The organism is Archangium sp. (genome assembly GCF_045802675.1).
Classification (GTDB): domain Bacteria; phylum Myxococcota; class Myxococcia; order Myxococcales; family Myxococcaceae; genus Archangium.
Genome location: NZ_JBJMQO010000038.1, coordinates 21,979 through 37,425 on the forward strand (window position 1 = coordinate 21,979; position 15,447 = coordinate 37,425).

The following is a 15,447-nucleotide window of genomic DNA, read 5'->3' on the forward strand; positions in this document are numbered from 1 at the left end:
CGAAGTCGTTCTCCCGGAGTCCGCTACCAGTGGAAGGTGGTGCCCACGCCCAGGCCGAACCCGGAGTGGTTGATGTCGCGCAGCTGGTAGCTCACGCGGCCGGAGACATCGAGCCAGGGCGTCACCGAGCGGCCCAGCGTGTAGATGAGGCGCACGCCGAGGTCCTCGCCGATGGGCTCGTTGGTGACGACGACCTCGCCGCTCATGGGCCAGCCCTTCACGGCGTCCCAGGCGAGCGCGAGGCTCACGCGCTGGCCGATGTTGGCGATGGTGGCGCCGCGGATCAGCAGGGACGTGCCCGTCTCGCTGCCGATGCGCAGGCCGAGATCGAACCCACCCTTGAGGCCGTCCCGGGTGACACCCGCGCTGCCCTTGAGCAGCAGCGCGAGGGACGGGTGGAGGCGCAGCTCCAGCTCGCTGTAGCCATAGGTGAAGCCCACGGGCTCGCCGGGCTCACCCGAGTCGAGCAGCTCCTTCGGGGTGCCAATACCCCGGTAGTTGCCGAAGCCCACGCGCACCGCGTACAGGGCGGTGTTGACGCGGTAGAGGAAGTCCGCCTCGAAGAGGTTGTAGACGTCATTGCCCTTGAAGCGGTTGAAGTCGACGTACTCGTCGCTGATGCGCACCTGGCTGCGGTGGGCGAGCTCGATGCGCTCGTCCCGGGGCGGCCGGTTGAGCTCGATGAACTGCGGGCGGCTCGCACTGCCCGTCGCGGCGAGCGTGGCCCCCTCGGGCTCCACCGCCTCGACGTAGTACTCGATGCCCGGCTCCTCCGCCGTGCCCGCGGGCAGCGTGGCGCGGAAGTGGCCCTGGGGCTCGACGGTCATGTGCACGGTGCGGAAGGTGGGCGAGCCCTTCTGGCGCCAGTGCACCATGGCCGCGCGCGGCGTGGGGCCGGCGAGGCTCGAGAGCGACACGGTGATGGCCTCGTCGGTGAGGGCACTGAGGGGAGCGCTCACCCGGAGGACGGGCGCCGTGGGCCGGGCGATCGCCTTCGCGAGCGCGGCCGACGCGGGCGTCGCGCGCAGGATGGCGATCTCCGCGCGGATGGGACCGACCAGGTCCGTCTGCGGCCAGGCGGAGAGGAAGTCCTCCCACACCTTCGCGCGCTCGGCGGGAGGCAGCTTCAGGGCGGCGTTCCACGCGGTGCGCAGGGCGGTGCGCTCGGCGTCGGACGGGCCTCCGGTGGAGGGCGCGGACGCGGCGGGCGCCTGCGTCGGAGCGGACGTGGCGGGCCGCGGCTCGCGCGGCGCGAGCACGTTCACCGGCTCCACCTCGTCGCCGACCTCCAGTTGGGAGAGCAGCTCGTCCGAAGCGGCGATGCGCGAGAGCGTCTCACCGGCCTCGAGTACCTCCACCTCGCCGAGGAAGAAGCGATCGCGCATCACCTTGCCCGTGGCGGGGTGGCGCGCCTCGACGACGCGGTAGACGCGCAGACGCTCACCGGGCTGGGCGGCATCCGCGCGCCCGAGGTCCACGAAGGCATCCGGGCCCTCGATGCGCAGCACGTACGCGGGGCGCGTCGCCGCGAGGGCGGGGACGGACAGGAGCAGCAGGAGAAGCGGGAGCCTCATCATCACCTCGGTAGGGGGCGGGCGTGTCCTTGCGGACTTCATGCCAACCACCGGACACTACCAAGACTCCCTCCAGGGACGAGCCCAACGCTCCCGGAGCCGCACGCGGGCTTCACGGCCCCCGTGCAGCGCGGTTCACACCTGTGCAGCTCACTCCCGGTAGAGGTGGCGCCGGAGGAAGCCGAGCGCGCGGCGCCAGACGTCGTCCCAGTCCTGCGGGCGCATCATGTGCTCGGACTCGGGGTACTCGAAGTGCTCGACGTGCAACCCGGGGTGCCACTGCCAGATTCGGTGAGCGAAGTCGCGGGACCCATGCGGAGGGACGACGGTGTCGCGGCCGGCGTTGAGCAGGAGCAGCGGGTGGCGGGCGCAGTCCCACGGGCGGTGGACGGGCGCGTGGCCCATCAGCCAGCCAATCTCATCGGTGATGGGGCCCTCGCGGGGAGTCCAGTCCGGTGAGCCGAGGATGGACACGGTGGCCTGGACCCGCGAGTCATTGGCCGCCACGGTGAGCGCCGTGTACGCGCCGAAGGAGATACCGGCGACGCCGATGGGCCAGTGCCCCTCGTGGGCCACGTGGTCGATGACCCGGGACACGTCGTGGGCCGACTCGCGGACGGCGTGGAGCAGGCGGGCATGGAACTCCGGAGGGCCGAGCCGCGCCATCTCCTCGAGCCACCCATCGCGCCGGGCGCCGTGGTGCGGAGCGTCCACGCCGATGGCGGCCAGGCCCCATTGGGCGAGCGCGTCCAGCTCCCAGCGGTTGGCGTCGGCATTCGCATGGAGCCCATGCAGGACGATGACGGCCGGGCCGGGGCGGGGCTCATGGTGCGTCTTGAGCACGGGGATACGTCCATCCACGAAGAACCGGTATTCGTCGGGCATAGGGAGGGAGAGTCTACCGGGGAGACGGACACGGCCCACACACGGGACATTGGCCAGGAGAGCGCGGGGCGGCTAGAACCCGGTCCGCTCCATGGCTCCCCCCAGCCCCGTCTCCCCGAATCCCCCCTCGCCCGACGGCACGGGTGGCGTCCGCGTGCAGCTCTCCGGCCTCCGGCGCTCCTTCCCGGGAGGCGTTCCCGTCATCGAGGGAATGGACCTGGACCTCGCCGCGGGCTCCTTCGTGGCGCTGGTCGGCCCCTCGGGCTGCGGCAAGTCCACGCTGCTGCGCCTGGTGGCGGGGCTGGACAGGCCGGACGCGGGCACCGTCACCTTCTCCCCTCCCCTCGAGCGCACCCGGGGCGCGCGCAACCCCATCGCCTACGTCTTCCAGGACGCGCACCTGCTGCCCTGGCGCTCGGTGCTGGACAACGTGGCCCTGCCGCTGGAGTTCGCCGACGTCCCGGCCCCCGAGCGCCATGCCACGGCGCACGCGATGCTCGAGCACGTGGGGCTCGGCGATGCCACCGCGCGCTTCCCGGCCGAGCTCTCCGGCGGCATGCGCATGCGCGTCTCCCTGGCCCGGGCGCTCGTCACCCGCCCCCGGCTGCTGCTCCTGGACGAGCCCTTCGCCGCGCTCGACGAGCTCACGCGCAACCGGCTGGACGACCAGCTCCTCGCGCTGTGGAAGGAGCTGGGGATGACGGTGCTCTTCGTCACCCACTCGCTCTCGGAGGCCGCCTACCTGGCCGAGCGCGCCGTGGTGCTGTCGCGGCGGCCCGCGCGGGTGATGCTGGACCGGCCACTGGCCCTGCCCCGCGAGCGCCTCCCCGCGCTGCGCGCCGAGCCCGGCTTCGCCCGCGAGATGGGCCTGCTCCTCCAGGCGCTGGAGCGGGGAGACGCGACATGAACACCTCGGCCCTGCGCGCGGCCCTGGCGCCGCTGACCGCCTTCGCCGTGTCCCTGGTGCTCTGGGAGGCCGCGACGCGCGTGCTCGCCATTCCCATCTGGCTGCTGCCACCGCCCTCGGCCATCGCCACCGTGGCGGTCCGCGAGTCGGCTCCGCTGCTGAGCGCGGCGCTCACCACGGGCCGCTCGGTGCTGGTGGGCTTCGGCTTGAGCACGGTGGTGGGAGTGCTCGCCGCCATCCTGCTCTCCTCGTCGAGGCTGCTGGAGCGGGCGCTCTCCCCCTACGCCCTCTTCCTGCAGACGGTGCCGATCGTCGCCATCGCCCCGCTGCTGGTGCTGTGGTTCGGGCCCGGGGCGCGCGCGGTGTCCGTGTCGTCCTTCGTCGTCTCGCTCTTCCCCGTCATCGCCAACACGCTGGCCGGGCTGCGCTCGGTGGAGCCGCCGCTGAGGGACTTGTTCCGCCTGTATGGGGCGCGCCGGCTCGCCACGCTGTGGAAGCTGGAGCTGCCCGCCGCCATGCCGAGCCTGTTCACCGGCCTCCGGGTGGCCTCGGGGCTGGCCGTCATCGGCGCCATCACGGGCGAGTTCGTCGCCGGTTTCTCCGAGGACGCGGCGGGCCTGGGAATCCTGGTGCTGACGGCGTACCGGCAGTTGCGCACGGACCTGCTCTTCGCCGCGGTGCTGGCGGCCACGGTGCTGGGACTGGCACTGTTCGCCGCGGTGAGCCTGACGGGCTCGCGGCTGCTGAGGCGTTGGCACCCCTCGGCGTCGGGCGAGTGAGAATCCGTTTCTTCTGGAGGGAGCGACAAGTGAGAGGACGTCTCGTCGGATGGCTGGGCTGTGTGGCGCTGCTCGTGGTGATGGGGGCGTGCTCCCGCTCGAAGGAGGCCCCGAAGCAGCCCGAGGGTACGGACACGGGGGCTGGCGCGCAGGCGGTGCGCACGCCCACGAAGGTGAAGCTGGCCCTCAACTGGGTGCCCGAGCCCGAGTTCGGTGGTTTCTACGCCGCGCGGGAGACGGGGGCCTTCAAGCGGGTGGGCCTGGAGACGGAGATTCAGGGCGGTGGCGCGGGCGTGCCGGTGGTGCAGATGGTGGCCTCCGGGCAGGTGGATTTCGGCATCGCGGGCGCGGATGAGCTGCTCACCGCCCGGACGCGCGGTGTGGATGTGATTCCGCTGTTCGCCGTGTACCAGACGTCGCCGCAGGGGATCATGGCGCACGCCTCGCGAGGGGTGAAGAGCATCAAGGACGTGCTCGCCTCGGGGACGATCGCGCTGGAGCCCGGCCTGCCGTACGCGGCGTACCTGAAGAAGAAGTATGGCTTCGACAAGGTGAAGGTGGTGCCCTACGACGGCGGCGTGGCGCGCTTCGTAGCGGACAAGGATTTCGCGCAGCAGTGTTTCATCACCTCGGAGCCCGTCGCGGCGCGCAAGCAGGGCGCGGATCCGGTGGTGTTCCTGGTGGCCGACGAGGGCTTCAACCCGTACGTGGCCGTGGTCATCACCCGCCGCGAGCTGTGGAAGGAGAAGCCCGGGCAGGTGAAGGACTTCGTGGCGGCGGTGCGCGAGGGCTGGCGCTCGTACCTGGACAACCCGGGGCCGGCCAACGGGGTGATGGGGAAGCTGAACACCACGATGGACGCGGAGACGTTCGCGGCGGCGGCGGCGGCGCAGAAGCCGCTCATCGAGACGGAGGAGACGAAGAGCAAGGGGCTGGGGGCGATGAGCCGCGAGCGGTGGGAGACGCTGGGGAAGCAGCTCGTGGAGCTGGGCCTCATCGACAAGGCGCCGTCCGTGGACGAGTTCCTGATGCCCGAGTTCACGGGGCCGGCCCCCAAGACCTCTCCGTAATTTGAGAGGGATTGAAGTCTCGCGAAGGGTGAAGCTCGATGCGCGCCAGCTCGAGCTTCACCCCGCCGCCCAATAAATCACATACAAAGCCCGCTAAAACAAACACAAACAAATACGCAAACAACAACCACGCAAATCAAACACAAACACATACAAACAAAACACGAAGCAAGAAACAAGCCAGACCCCAAAACAAACACATACAAAGATCAAAACCATACACGAAAACCATACACGAAAAGCAAGAATCGGTGATTATTTATTGTATGCGATTACCATTGGCGCTGGACCTACATCCACCCCCAGTGAGAGCGGTAGACTCACAGGTGCCGAAATGTAGGCACGATATGCCTCCCGCAATGTGCGAACAGTCGTGAAATGTAGGCACGAATACCCTGACATGGGAATCCCGAAACATGCTGAAATGTAGGCACGGATACCGTCTGGCAGTCCGCGTCAGTAAATGTCGCGAAATGTAGGCATGGTATGTCGACGCTGAGGTGCCCGAGAAAACCGGAAGGGACGTGACCATGAACCGCCCTCGCCCTGCCCTGCTCGCACTCGCCTACCTGGCCTTCGTGAGCCTCGGGTTGCCGGATGCCGTGCTCGGCGTCGCCTGGCCGTCCCTGCGCACCACGTTCGGCCTCCCCCAGGCGGCGCTCGGCGCCTCGCTGGCCGTGGCCGCCTCGACGTACTTCATCTCGGGCATGCTCGCGGGGCGGATCATCCGCGCCGCTGGAATCGGCCTCCTGCTCGCCGGCAGCACCGGGCTCGTCACGCTCGGGGTCTCCGGTTACGCGTCGGCTCCGGCCTTCGCCCTGTTCCTGGCCGCGGCCGGCATCGTCGGGTTCGGGTCGGGCGCGGTCGATGCCGGGCTCAACACGTATGCCGCCCACCACTTCGGGGCGCGCCACATGACCTGGTTGCATGCCGCCTACAGCACCGGGGCCGCGCTCGGGCCGGTGCTCATGACGGCGCTCCTCACGCTCGGCGCGGGCTGGCGGGCCGGGTACGCCATCATCGGCGCGCTGCTCGGAATCCTGGCGCTGGCCTTCACCGTGATGCGCCGGCAGTGGGACGCCGGGCCCACAAGCCCCCAGCCGGGCGAGACCCGGGACGCGCCCGGTCCGGAGCCCACGGGAGGCACGACGCCCACGGTCTCCGCGAGGGCCGCGCTGCGCCGTCCCACCGTCTGGCTGCAGCTCGCCGTCTTCTTCCTGTACTGCGGTGTCGAGGTGACGGCGGGCCAGTGGAGCTACACGGTCCTCACCGAGGCGCGAGGGATCGCCACGCCACAAGCCGGGACGTGGGTCAGCGTGTACTGGGCGAGCCTGCTGGCCGGGCGCGTGGTGCTGGGCTTCGTCATCGAGCGGGTGGGCGCCGTGCGGATGTTGCGGCTCGGCACGGTGACGGCCGTGGTGGGCGCGCTCCTGTTCACCCTCCCCTGGCTACCCGGTGCGCTGGGGCTGGCGGTGCTCGGCTTCTCGCTGGCGCCCATCTTCCCGGGGCTCATGAGCGAGACGCCCCGGCGGGTCGGAGCGGACGCCGCCGCGCACGCGGTGGGTTTCCAGGTGGCGGCGGCGACGCTGGGGGTCGCGGCCGTCCCGAGTGCCGCCGGGCTCATGGGCGAGTGGCTCGGGCTCGGGGCCGTGGCCCCGCTGATCCTGGGCGTCGCGGTGCTCCTCGCCGGGGTCCACGAGGTGCTCGTCGCGACGGCCGATCGTCCCGCCGCGCGCGGCTGAAGCGGCTCAGCGCGCGTCCTGGCGCACGCGCATGAGTCCCTCCTGGGTCACGGACGCCACCAGGCGGCCATCGCGGGTGAAGATGTGCCCGCGCGACAGGCCTCGAGCGTTGCCCGCCCACGGGCTGTCCATGGCGTACAGCAGCCAGTCGTTCACGCGCACGTTGCCGTGGAACCACAGGGCGTGGTCCAGGCTGGCCATCTGCATGTTGCGCTGCATGAAGCTGGCGCCGTGCGGGTTGAGCGCGGTGGTGATGAGGTTGAAGTCGGAGGCGTAGGCGAGCACGTACTTGTGCACCTGCGGATCCTCCGGCAGCGGCCCGTCGGCGCGGAACCACACGTACTTGATGGGCTCGCGCCGCTCGGGGTTGAACGGATCCACCGGCATCACCGGGCGGATTTCGATGGGCTTGGGGCACAACAGCTTGTCGCGCACGCGCTCGGGGATGAGGTGGGCGTTGCGCTTGAGCAGCTCGAGGTCCGAGGCGATCCCCTCCGGCCCGGGCACGTTCTCCGGCATCTTCGCCTGGTGCTCGAAGCCGGGCTCATCACCCTGGAAGGACGCCATCAGGGTGAAGATGGGCTCGCCCTTCTGGACGGCCACCACGCGGCGGGTGGTGAAGCTGCCGCCGTCGCGCACCCGGTCCACCGTGTAGACCACCGGCCGGCTCGCGTCGCCGGAGCGCAGGAAGTAGCCGTGCAACGAGTGCACGTGGCGCTCGGGCATCACCGTCTGGCTGGCCGCCGAGAGCGCCTGGCCCAGCACCTGTCCGCCGAAGAGCTGCCGGTAGCCCAGGTCCTGGCTCCGGCCCCGGAACAGGTTCTCCTCGATGGGCTCCAGCTTCAGCATCTCCAGCAGATCTTCCAGAACCTGACTCATCGCGTCACACCTCCGCTGGGGGCGATTTATGGAGGAATTCGAGGCACTTGGCCAGTGGCTGACACACCGGCGAGCGCCCCGGGGGCCGTCAGGGTGACCCGTACACTGGACGTCCAACCCCATCACTCCTGGAGGTAACCATGCCCACGCGAATCCTGGTGGTAGCCGGCTATTTGATGGGACTGCTCGGAGCCCGCCTGGCACACGCCGCGGGGCTCGAGGACGTGTTCGGACGCCCGGTGCCGCTCGGCCAGGGGCGGCCGGCGGTGGTGCTGTACGCCAACCGGGACACGCGCGACGTGCTGCACGAGCACGCCGTGCGCTTCGCCTACGAGCTGCGCGACGAGCACCCCATCATGGTGGTGCACGTGGACCTGCGGGGCGTGCCCGGCTTCTTCATGGGGGCGGCGAGCCGGGAGCTGCGCCGCATCCACGAGGAGTCCGTCCACCGGGCCCGCGAGCTGTTCCGCGCGCAGGGCCAGCAGCCGCCCGCGGACCTGGAGGACTCGCTCTTCCTGGTGGCCGACTCCAACGGCGAGCCGCACCGCGCGCTCGGACTGGAGAAGGGCTTCCACCAGGTGCTCGTCCTAGCGATGAGCCCCTCGGGCCGGGAGCTCGCCCGAGGGCCCTTCCCCCAGGCCTCGAGCACCATCGGTCAGGTGCTCGCGCCGTTCACCGCGCAGCTCACGGCGAGGTGATCGTCGTCTCGACCACGGGGCACTGCACCTCGCGGGCCTGGAACGCCTCCAGGCTCCGGGGCACATCCGCCTGCTTCTCGGCGACGTCCAGGAGCCTGCCCTGGAAGGCGATGCGATAGCGCCCCGGCTGCTTCAGCTCGTAGGCCTGGGAAAGCTCGACCTTGCCGTCCACGGACGCCCCCGGGGCGATCGTCACGTAGTGCTCCGCCGAGGGGTTGCCGCGCTTCTTCATGGGCCCCTGGTAGGGCACCTCGGTGCCGTCGCGGGTCACCTGGAAGTCATTGCCCCACAGGCCCTCGAGCGGCGTGCGCCAGGTGAGCACGAACAGGGGCTGCGCGGTGCGGTTGGTGAGCTGGAAGCGCAGCTCCACGGGCTGGCCGGCGCGCACGCTCGCGGGCGCGCTCAGCGCACACTCCAGGGTGGGGGCCATGGCCGGGTTCTCCTTGGGGGGCGGGGCCGCCTGGGGCTCCGGGGCCGGCGGCTGGGACGGAGGGGGCTTCTGCTCCGAGGCCGGGGGCTGCTCGGGCATCTCCTTGCGCGCGCACGCGCCCCCGCCGAACACCAGGCAGCACAGCGCGACCCAACTGACATATCCACGAGTCATGGAACCGGGATTCTCCAGGCGCGTCCGGGATGGGAGCCCATGCGCCAGAAAAGAAAAACGGGAGCGTCTCCGCTCCCGTTTCCCATCAACTCTCTACCCTACCCGAGCTTACGGCAGGGAGGGGTTGTTCTCGGCGATGTACTCGTGGTTGTCCGCGTTGTCCAAGGCGTTGGTCGGGTTGGAGATCGCGAGGCTCTTGGCGCCGCTCTGGCCGTAGACCCAGTCATCCGTGCCGGCCACCACCGTGAAGTGGCTCATCTCGTGGATCAGCGTGCCCGCGCGCGAGTCCGTGCCCGTGTTGGGGGCGCTCCAGAAGGCGCCGCACACGTAGATCTTGTACGGGGAGGCCGGGTACACGTAGGCGTAGGTGCCGGTGTCCGTGCAGGAGCAGTCCACCACGACCGCCGAGTTGGCGAAGGCGTTCTTGATGTTGGTGAAGTGGTTGCGCGCCGTGGTCAGCCGGGTGCTCGTGTAGGAGCCGAACCAGGTGGTGTAGCGCGTGGTGCCCGAGGCGATGCCGTTGAGGTACGTCGAGGTGTTGTTCGCGTACGTCTTGGCGCTGTTCACCGCGGTGCTGACCGAGGTCTGCTGCGAGCTGGAGCAGAGCGAGTAGGCCAGGCTCTGGCCGGTGACCGTGCCCTGCGCCTGGATCTCGGGCTGGCCGCTGGCACGGCCCTCGATCCACAGGTTCACCAGGTTGGAGTCCAGCTGCGCGGTCTTGGTGAGCACCATGCTGTGCTGCTCCAGGCCGTGCGCCGAGTAGCTGATGGTGTAGTTGCCGCTCTCGGACAGATCATACAGGCCGGACACGGGGGCCGAGCCCGACACGCTCTGGCCGGGGGCCAGGACGATGAAGTCCTCGGCGCGCGGGGCCACGCGCTTGAAGTGCGGACCGATGTACTCCACGGCCTCGCCGTTGCGCTGCACCGAGAAGAGGCCCTCCTTGAGGCCCTCGCCGCCCGGGACGTACCACTTGAGCAGCCGCACCGGCTGGGCGGACACGTTGGTGAGGGTGACCAGCACCGACACGTCCTCGCGGGCGCTCAGGGTGCTCTTGGTCACCGACAGGCTCACCTGGATCTCGCCAGCGGCCTGCTGCTCCACCTGCTCCGAGGCCGTCTCGCCCTCCATGGGAGCGCCGCACGCGCCCAGCATGGAGACACCCACGAGACCGCCGACCAGCCACTTGAAACCGCGAACGTTCGTGCTCACGCAGTGACTTCCTTTCGAAGAACCGGTGGCTCCTGGCCACCCCGGTTAATCGATGCTTATAGCACATTCGAGGAATTCGTCTAGTCCTGAATTTTCATGGAATTCAAGAAAGGAACCCGGTGGGTCAACCCGGGGCGGGGGGGCACGACAACGCGTGAAGTCAACGCCGGGGCAGTCAACACCCGGAAGTCACTGGCCTCGGGCCTGGAAGTGAAGGGGCATGTTGCTTTCTCATCTCACGGTACAATCGCGCCCGCCCATGCCCCCCGCCCCCCCAATGACCGCGCCCGCGACCATTCCCCTCCAGTTCCCCAAGCAGTTCCGCGGCATGTTCCAACGCGTCGAGTCCACGTACCGGCCGCTGTTGATGGAGGCCCTGAGCAAGGTCCACCAGATTCCCATCCCCGAGGAGCTGCGCCCGTTCTTCGACCACATCACCGTGGAGAGCAACCAGCCGTCGTTCATGCTCGTGCCGCTGATGTTCCTCGCGGCGGCCGAGGCGTCGGGGGGCATCACCCAGCGGCACGTGGACGCCCTGCCCACGATGCTGCTGTGCATGGAGGTGACGGCCGTCGCCGACGACACCGTGGACCGCACCCCCATGCGCTCCGGGAGGATGACGTTCGCCCGGCGCTTCGGTGACGCGAGCGCCGCGCCCTTCACCGGTGCGCTGGTGGCGCTCATGGCGGAGCAGTCCGGGCGCTGTCCGGCCGAGTTCGTCCAGATGACGATGCGCTACATGCTCGACATCTTCGCGATGTTCCTCTGGGAGCGGCAGAACACGTACCCGGAGCCGGCGCTGTTCGATCGCTGGCTCGCGCACCGCTACGCGGAGACCCAGGTGGCGACGGCCTACGCCATCAACACCGCCCTGGCCCTCAACGGCCGCGCCGCCCTGCCGGACGCCGCGGTGGAGAGCTTCAGCGCCATCTTCCAGGACGTGGACGACATCGTCGGCATCCTCGAGCGCCGGGACGAGAAGGGGGAGAACGATGATCTGCAGATGGGCATCGTCACCCGGCCCCTGCTGCTGACGCTCGCCCAGCAGCCCGAGCTCGTCCAGCAGGTCGAGCAGTTGTGGCGGGACTACCACCGCCTGCACCGGGCCTCGCTGGTGGACTTCCAGGAGCGGCACGCGGAGCTCGCGGAGCGGACGCGGCCCCTCTACGAGCGCCTGCGCGATGCCATCCTGGAGATTGGAATCCCGAAGGCCGTGCGCTGCATGGCCGAGGATCTGCGCCGCTGCGTGGAGGAGACCCCGGCGGTGCTCCGCCCCTTCGTGCGCGAGCTGGCGCTCTCGGTGGCCGATCGCCTCCGCCGCTGCGAGCGCCCGGACCTGGATCAGATCATGGACGAGTGCTTCCGCCAGCAGCCGGAGGAGGAAACGGTCCTCCACCTGCCGCGCAAGGCGCCCCGGACGATCTGCGTCTATTGCTCCTCGAGCGACGTGGTGGAGCCGGTCTGGTTCGAGCTGGCCTCGGCGCTGGGGGCGGCGATCGGCAAGCGCGGGGACAAGCTCATCTTCGGCGGCGGCAACACGGGCTTGATGGGGGCGGTGGCCCGCGCCACGCACGAGAACGGCGGCGAGGTCATCGGCGTCATCCCGGCGGTGATGCACGGCACGCCCTATGTCTTCGACCAGGCGCACGAGCTCGTCGTCACGCATGACCTGCGCGCCCGCAAGGCGGCCATGGAAGCGCGGGCCGATGCCTTCGTGGTGCTGCCCGGCGGCTTCGGCACGCTGGACGAGACGCTGGAGATCATCGCGGCCAAGCAGATGCACCAGCACCGCAAGCCCATCGTCTTCATGAACGCGCAGGGCTTCTGGGAACCGCTCGTCGGCCTGTTCGAGCACCTCTTCCGGGAGCGCTTCGCCAGCGCGCAGCACCACCGCCACCTCTATCACCTGGCCCAGGAAGCGGAGGGTGTGTTCTCCTACCTCGACTCCTACGTGCCGCCGCCCTTCCCCGCCAAATGGTTCTGAACCCCGACCTGAACCGAGGAGAGCGGTCCGTGAAGAAGATCACGTTCGTGAGCACCAACCGGGGGAAGGCCAAGGTGCTGGCGGAATGTGTGGGGGCCGCGGGCTACGAGCTGGAGCGGCTCGAGCTGCCCATCATCGAGCCGCAGGGAAGCACGCTGGAGGCCGTCGCGCTGGACAAGGCGCGGCAGGCGTTCGCGTACTTCGAGGAGCCCCTGGTGGTGGAGGACAGCGGCCTGTGCGTGGACGCACTGGCGGGCTTTCCGGGCCCGGTGACGAAGTACATGCTGGAGACGATCGGGGTGGCGGGCCTGTTGCGGCTCGTCCACGGGCAGCCGACGCGGGCGTGCCGCTTCTCCGGCGCGCTGGTCTACGTGGACGCGGATGGCACGCCGCACACCTTCCTGGACAAGCAGGCGTCGGGCCTCCTGGCGCTGGAGCCGGACGCGGCGCGCAGCGCGGACGCCTGGTCGGCGTTGTGGAACGTCTTCATCCCGGACGGGGCCACGCGGCCGCTCTCCGCGCTGTTACCGGCCGAGCGCGGCGCGGTGTTCGCCCGGTGGCAGGAGCACTCGGTCTACGCGCAGTTCGCCCGGTGGCTGGCACGGCGGGAGGCCCGCATCGGGGTGAAGTCCGGGACGGGCGAAGGCTGAGCGCCCGGGCTCCCTCGCGGAGGCCCCCGGGCCGCTCGCGCCGCCTCCTCGAGGCAGAGGCGGCGGGCAGCCCGATCCCCACGCCCGCCCCGCTCAGGAGGCGGCGCGAGCGTCGAGGATGGCGTTGAGCTGCTTGGACAGCTGGGTGAGCACGTTGGCCGTCTGCAGCGTCTGCGTGGAGCTGATCTCGGACTGACGCGCCGTCTGGGCCACCTCCTGGATGGCGGTGTTCACCTGCTCCACGGCCGTCGTCTGCTGCTGGGTGCTCAGCTCGATCTCCCGGGCCACGTCCAGGTTGGCGCGCACCAGCTCCGCGATGCGCCGGAAGCTGCCGGCCACGTCGGAGAACTGCTTCGCGCTGCTCTGCACCGCCTTGGAGCCGTCCTCGGTGGCCATGATGGTGGTGTTGGAGGCGGCGCGGATCTCATCGATGAGCACGCGGATGTCCTTGGTGGCGCTGCCCACGCGGTCCGCCAGCTTGCGGATCTCCTCGGCCACCACGGCGAAGCGCTTGCCGTGCTCGCCGGCCCCGGCGCTCTCGATGGTGGCGTTGATGGCGAGGATGTTCGTCTGCTCGGCCAGCTCGTTGATGATGTCGAGGATGCCGCCGATCTCCTGGGAGCGCTTGCCCAGGTCCAGCATGTGGTTGACGATGGCATCCACCTGCCGGCGCACCGTGTCGATGGCCTCCTGGGCGTGCAGCACCGTGTCGTTGCCGTTGCGGGCGGCGCCAGCCGTCTCGTCCGCCACGCGGGCCACCTGCTGCGCGCTGGAGGCGATCTGCCGCGAGGTGGACAGCAGCTCCTTGACGGTGGTGGAGATCTCCGTGGTGGCCGAGGCCTGCTCGCGCGCGCCGGTGACCTGCTGCGAGGCCGCCGAGTGCAGCTCGGTCGAGGAGCCCTGCACCTGGGTGATGGCCGTCTCCAGCTTGCGCTCCAGGCTCCTGCCGATGAGCAGGGCGATCATCCCGCAGAACAACAGGAGCCCGACGCCGTCGATCATGAAGTACTGATCCAGGTCACGCACCTGCTTGTCCGACTCCCCCGCGCGCTCCGTGAGCAGCTGCTCCTCCTGCTGGCGCAGCTCGGCCATGGCCTTGCGGATGCCGTCCATCAGCTGGGCGCCGTCGCCGGTGTTGAGGCGGGCCAGGGCGGCATCGAAGCCCTGGGTGCGGCGCAGCTCGACGTGCCGCCCCACGCTGACCAGCTTCTGCTCGATGAGGCCCTTGAGCGCCTCGAGGCGCCGCTGCTGCTCGGGCTCCTTGGCGATGAACTCGCTCAGGCGGGTGAGCTGCTTGGGCAGCTCGCCCTGGGCCGCGCGGAAGGGTTCGAGAGAGGCCTCGCTGCCGGTGAGGACGTAGTCGCGCTCCGCCGCATCCGCGTCCTTCACTCCGGTGAGCACGCGTTCGAGCTGCCCGAGGCTCTCGTGGCTGCGAAGCACGACGGCGGAGGCGTTCGTGAGGGTCTGGATGCTCTGGCGCGTCAGGAAGACGAAGGCCCCGAGCAGCAACGACATCAGGAACAGACCCGCGTAGAACTGCCGCCCCACTGTCCATCTCGAAAACATCGTTCGCGTCTCCTCGGCCGGGCGAGCCCCCCCGGCAGCCAATCCCCGCGCAGTCTATGACAATCGCGGGCGGAAAAGACGAAGGGCCCGGAACCTTGCGATTCCGGGCCCTTCTTGTTGGCGAGGAGTACGGGACTTGAACCCGTGGCCTCCGGCGTGACAGGCCGGCGTTCTAACCAACTGAACTAACTCCCCACAGCACCTCTCCCCTGGAGGAGAAGCCGAAAGCCCTGGAGTCCACCGCGAAGTGAGGCTCCAGGGCCTTCTGTATGGTCGGGGCGACTGGATTTGAACCAGCGACCACTTGCACCCCAAGCAAGTGCGCTACCAGGCTGCGCTACGCCCCGATGTGTTGCGTCCCAACGCGTCAGCGGCGTCGAGATGGGCTGCCTTATGCCGTTCCCAGATTCATAGGTCAAGTACGAGATCGGGCAGCCCTTCAAAAACTCATTCGGCCTTGGCCTTCATTCCACCAGCGGAGGCCTTGTACTCCTCGACCTCCTCCAGCTCCTCGTCCAGCTCCTCGGGATCCAGGCCGGCGGCCTCGGCGGCGTCGGCGGCGGCGTCCTCGGCGGCGTCGAGCTCGGAGTGGTTCTCCGGAATCTGCTCGCCGTTGAGGGCGGCCTTGAGGACGGCGCTCGGCCGGAAGGTCAGCACGCGGCGAGCCGAGATCTCGATCTCCTTGCCCGTCTGGGGGTTACGGCCCACGCGCGCCTTCTTCTGGCGCACCTGGAAGTTGCCGAACCCCGAGACCTTGATCTTGTCCCCGCGCTCCAGCGTCTCCTTGAAGGTGTCGAAGACGAGCTCGACGATTTCCGCCGACTCCTTCTTGGAGAAGCCGACCTTCTCGTAGACCCCTTCGATGATGTCCGCCTTGGTCATGCGAGTACCTTCGCG

The 15,447-nt window shown here is 69.5% G+C and carries 13 protein-coding genes, 2 tRNA genes and 1 pseudogene; 7 read left to right on the forward strand and 9 right to left on the reverse strand.

Going from position 1 to position 15,447, the window contains the following annotated elements:
* Positions 1 to 23: 23 nt before the first annotated feature.
* Positions 24 to 1,574: a hypothetical protein gene (locus ACJ8AN_RS11045; protein WP_407755254.1), complete on the reverse strand. Its 1,551-nt coding sequence runs from the start codon at positions 1,572 to 1,574 to the stop codon at positions 24 to 26.
* A gap of 150 nt (positions 1,575 to 1,724) precedes the next feature.
* Complete coding sequence (locus tag ACJ8AN_RS11050; protein ID WP_407755255.1) at positions 1,725 to 2,459, reverse strand: dienelactone hydrolase family protein; 735 nt, start codon at positions 2,457 to 2,459, stop codon at positions 1,725 to 1,727.
* Positions 2,460 to 2,550: 91 nt separating this feature from the next.
* On the opposite strand from ACJ8AN_RS11050, the gene ACJ8AN_RS11055 reads away from it, so the two are divergent.
* The 4 genes from ACJ8AN_RS11055 to ACJ8AN_RS11070 all read left to right on the forward strand — a co-directional run bounded on the left by ACJ8AN_RS11055 (position 2,551) and on the right by ACJ8AN_RS11070 (position 6,957).
* Complete coding sequence (locus ACJ8AN_RS11055; protein WP_407755256.1) at positions 2,551 to 3,366, forward strand: ABC transporter ATP-binding protein; 816 nt, start codon at positions 2,551 to 2,553, stop codon at positions 3,364 to 3,366.
* Positions 3,363 to 4,145, forward strand: a complete 783-nt coding sequence (locus ACJ8AN_RS11060) for an ABC transporter permease (protein WP_407755257.1) — start codon at positions 3,363 to 3,365, stop codon at positions 4,143 to 4,145. Before ACJ8AN_RS11055 ends, ACJ8AN_RS11060 begins: the two co-directional genes overlap by 4 nt.
* A gap of 29 nt (positions 4,146 to 4,174) precedes the next feature.
* A complete protein-coding gene (locus ACJ8AN_RS11065) occupies positions 4,175 to 5,215 on the forward strand; it encodes an ABC transporter substrate-binding protein (RefSeq protein WP_407755258.1) in 1,041 nt (346 codons plus the stop codon).
* A 530-nt stretch (positions 5,216 to 5,745) separates the two neighbouring features.
* Positions 5,746 to 6,957, forward strand: coding sequence for an MFS transporter (locus tag ACJ8AN_RS11070; protein ID WP_407755259.1), 1,212 nt, complete (start codon positions 5,746 to 5,748; stop codon positions 6,955 to 6,957).
* A 6-nt stretch (positions 6,958 to 6,963) separates the two neighbouring features.
* On the opposite strand, the gene tesB is transcribed toward ACJ8AN_RS11070, so the two are convergent.
* Positions 6,964 to 7,836 carry an acyl-CoA thioesterase II gene (tesB, locus tag ACJ8AN_RS11075; RefSeq protein ID WP_407755260.1) on the reverse strand — a complete coding sequence of 291 codons (873 nt, stop codon included), beginning with the start codon at positions 7,834 to 7,836 and terminating at the stop codon, positions 6,964 to 6,966.
* Positions 7,837 to 7,976: 140 nt separating this feature from the next.
* Between tesB and ACJ8AN_RS11080 the strand changes: the two genes are divergently transcribed.
* Entirely contained in the window at positions 7,977 to 8,534 is a 558-nt protein-coding gene (locus ACJ8AN_RS11080) for a hypothetical protein (protein WP_407755261.1), read from the forward strand.
* Here ACJ8AN_RS11080 and ACJ8AN_RS11085 read toward each other — a convergent pair.
* Positions 8,521 to 9,138 carry a protease gene (locus ACJ8AN_RS11085; protein ID WP_407755262.1) on the reverse strand — a complete coding sequence of 206 codons (618 nt, stop codon included), beginning with the start codon at positions 9,136 to 9,138 and terminating at the stop codon, positions 8,521 to 8,523. The genes ACJ8AN_RS11080 and ACJ8AN_RS11085 overlap by 14 nt on opposite strands.
* Positions 9,139 to 9,246: 108 nt before the next feature.
* Positions 9,247 to 10,350: a M35 family metallo-endopeptidase gene (locus ACJ8AN_RS11090; RefSeq protein ID WP_407755263.1), complete on the reverse strand. Its 1,104-nt coding sequence runs from the start codon at positions 10,348 to 10,350 to the stop codon at positions 9,247 to 9,249.
* Positions 10,351 to 10,678: 328 nt separating this feature from the next.
* Here ACJ8AN_RS11090 and ACJ8AN_RS11095 point away from each other — a divergent pair, with 328 nt between their 5' ends.
* Together ACJ8AN_RS11095 and ACJ8AN_RS11100 are read left to right on the forward strand one after the other, a co-directional pair.
* Positions 10,679 to 12,334 carry a TIGR00730 family Rossman fold protein gene (locus ACJ8AN_RS11095; protein ID WP_407755264.1) on the forward strand — a complete coding sequence of 552 codons (1,656 nt, stop codon included), beginning with the start codon at positions 10,679 to 10,681 and terminating at the stop codon, positions 12,332 to 12,334.
* 29 nt (positions 12,335 to 12,363) lie between these two features.
* Complete coding sequence (locus ACJ8AN_RS11100) at positions 12,364 to 12,984, forward strand: non-canonical purine NTP pyrophosphatase (protein ID WP_407755265.1); 621 nt, start codon at positions 12,364 to 12,366, stop codon at positions 12,982 to 12,984.
* 93 nt (positions 12,985 to 13,077) lie between these two features.
* On the opposite strand, the gene ACJ8AN_RS11105 is transcribed toward ACJ8AN_RS11100, so the two are convergent.
* The 4 genes and pseudogenes from ACJ8AN_RS11105 to ACJ8AN_RS11120 form a co-directional block, all read right to left on the reverse strand.
* Positions 13,078 to 14,550 carry a methyl-accepting chemotaxis protein gene (locus ACJ8AN_RS11105; RefSeq protein ID WP_407755266.1) on the reverse strand — a complete coding sequence of 491 codons (1,473 nt, stop codon included), beginning with the start codon at positions 14,548 to 14,550 and terminating at the stop codon, positions 13,078 to 13,080.
* 118 nt (positions 14,551 to 14,668) lie between these two features.
* Positions 14,669 to 14,745 (reverse strand) — tRNA-Asp (locus tag ACJ8AN_RS11110).
* Positions 14,746 to 14,820: 75 nt separating this feature from the next.
* A tRNA-Pro gene (locus tag ACJ8AN_RS11115) sits at positions 14,821 to 14,897 on the reverse strand.
* Between the two features lie 196 nt (positions 14,898 to 15,093).
* Positions 15,094 to 15,432: pseudogene (locus ACJ8AN_RS11120) on the reverse strand (integration host factor subunit alpha); the annotation flags it as partial.
* Between the last annotated feature and the right edge of the window lie 15 nt (positions 15,433 to 15,447).

Coding starts and splice junctions, on each gene's coding strand:
- ACJ8AN_RS11105 (WP_407755266.1), bottom strand. CDS start 14,550: ATGTTTTCGAGATGGACAGTGGGGCGGCAGTTCTACGCGGGTCTGTTC.
- ACJ8AN_RS11080 (WP_407755261.1), top strand. CDS start 7,977: ATGCCCACGCGAATCCTGGTGGTAGCCGGCTATTTGATGGGACTGCTC.
- ACJ8AN_RS11095 (WP_407755264.1), top strand. CDS start 10,679: ATGTTCCAACGCGTCGAGTCCACGTACCGGCCGCTGTTGATGGAGGCC.
- ACJ8AN_RS11055 (WP_407755256.1), top strand. CDS start 2,551: ATGGCTCCCCCCAGCCCCGTCTCCCCGAATCCCCCCTCGCCCGACGGC.
- ACJ8AN_RS11050 (WP_407755255.1), bottom strand. CDS start 2,459: ATGCCCGACGAATACCGGTTCTTCGTGGATGGACGTATCCCCGTGCTC.
- ACJ8AN_RS11085 (WP_407755262.1), bottom strand. CDS start 9,138: ATGACTCGTGGATATGTCAGTTGGGTCGCGCTGTGCTGCCTGGTGTTC.
- ACJ8AN_RS11045 (WP_407755254.1), bottom strand. CDS start 1,574: ATGAGGCTCCCGCTTCTCCTGCTGCTCCTGTCCGTCCCCGCCCTCGCG.
- ACJ8AN_RS11060 (WP_407755257.1), top strand. CDS start 3,363: ATGAACACCTCGGCCCTGCGCGCGGCCCTGGCGCCGCTGACCGCCTTC.
- ACJ8AN_RS11070 (WP_407755259.1), top strand. CDS start 5,746: ATGAACCGCCCTCGCCCTGCCCTGCTCGCACTCGCCTACCTGGCCTTC.
- tesB (WP_407755260.1), bottom strand. CDS start 7,836: ATGAGTCAGGTTCTGGAAGATCTGCTGGAGATGCTGAAGCTGGAGCCC.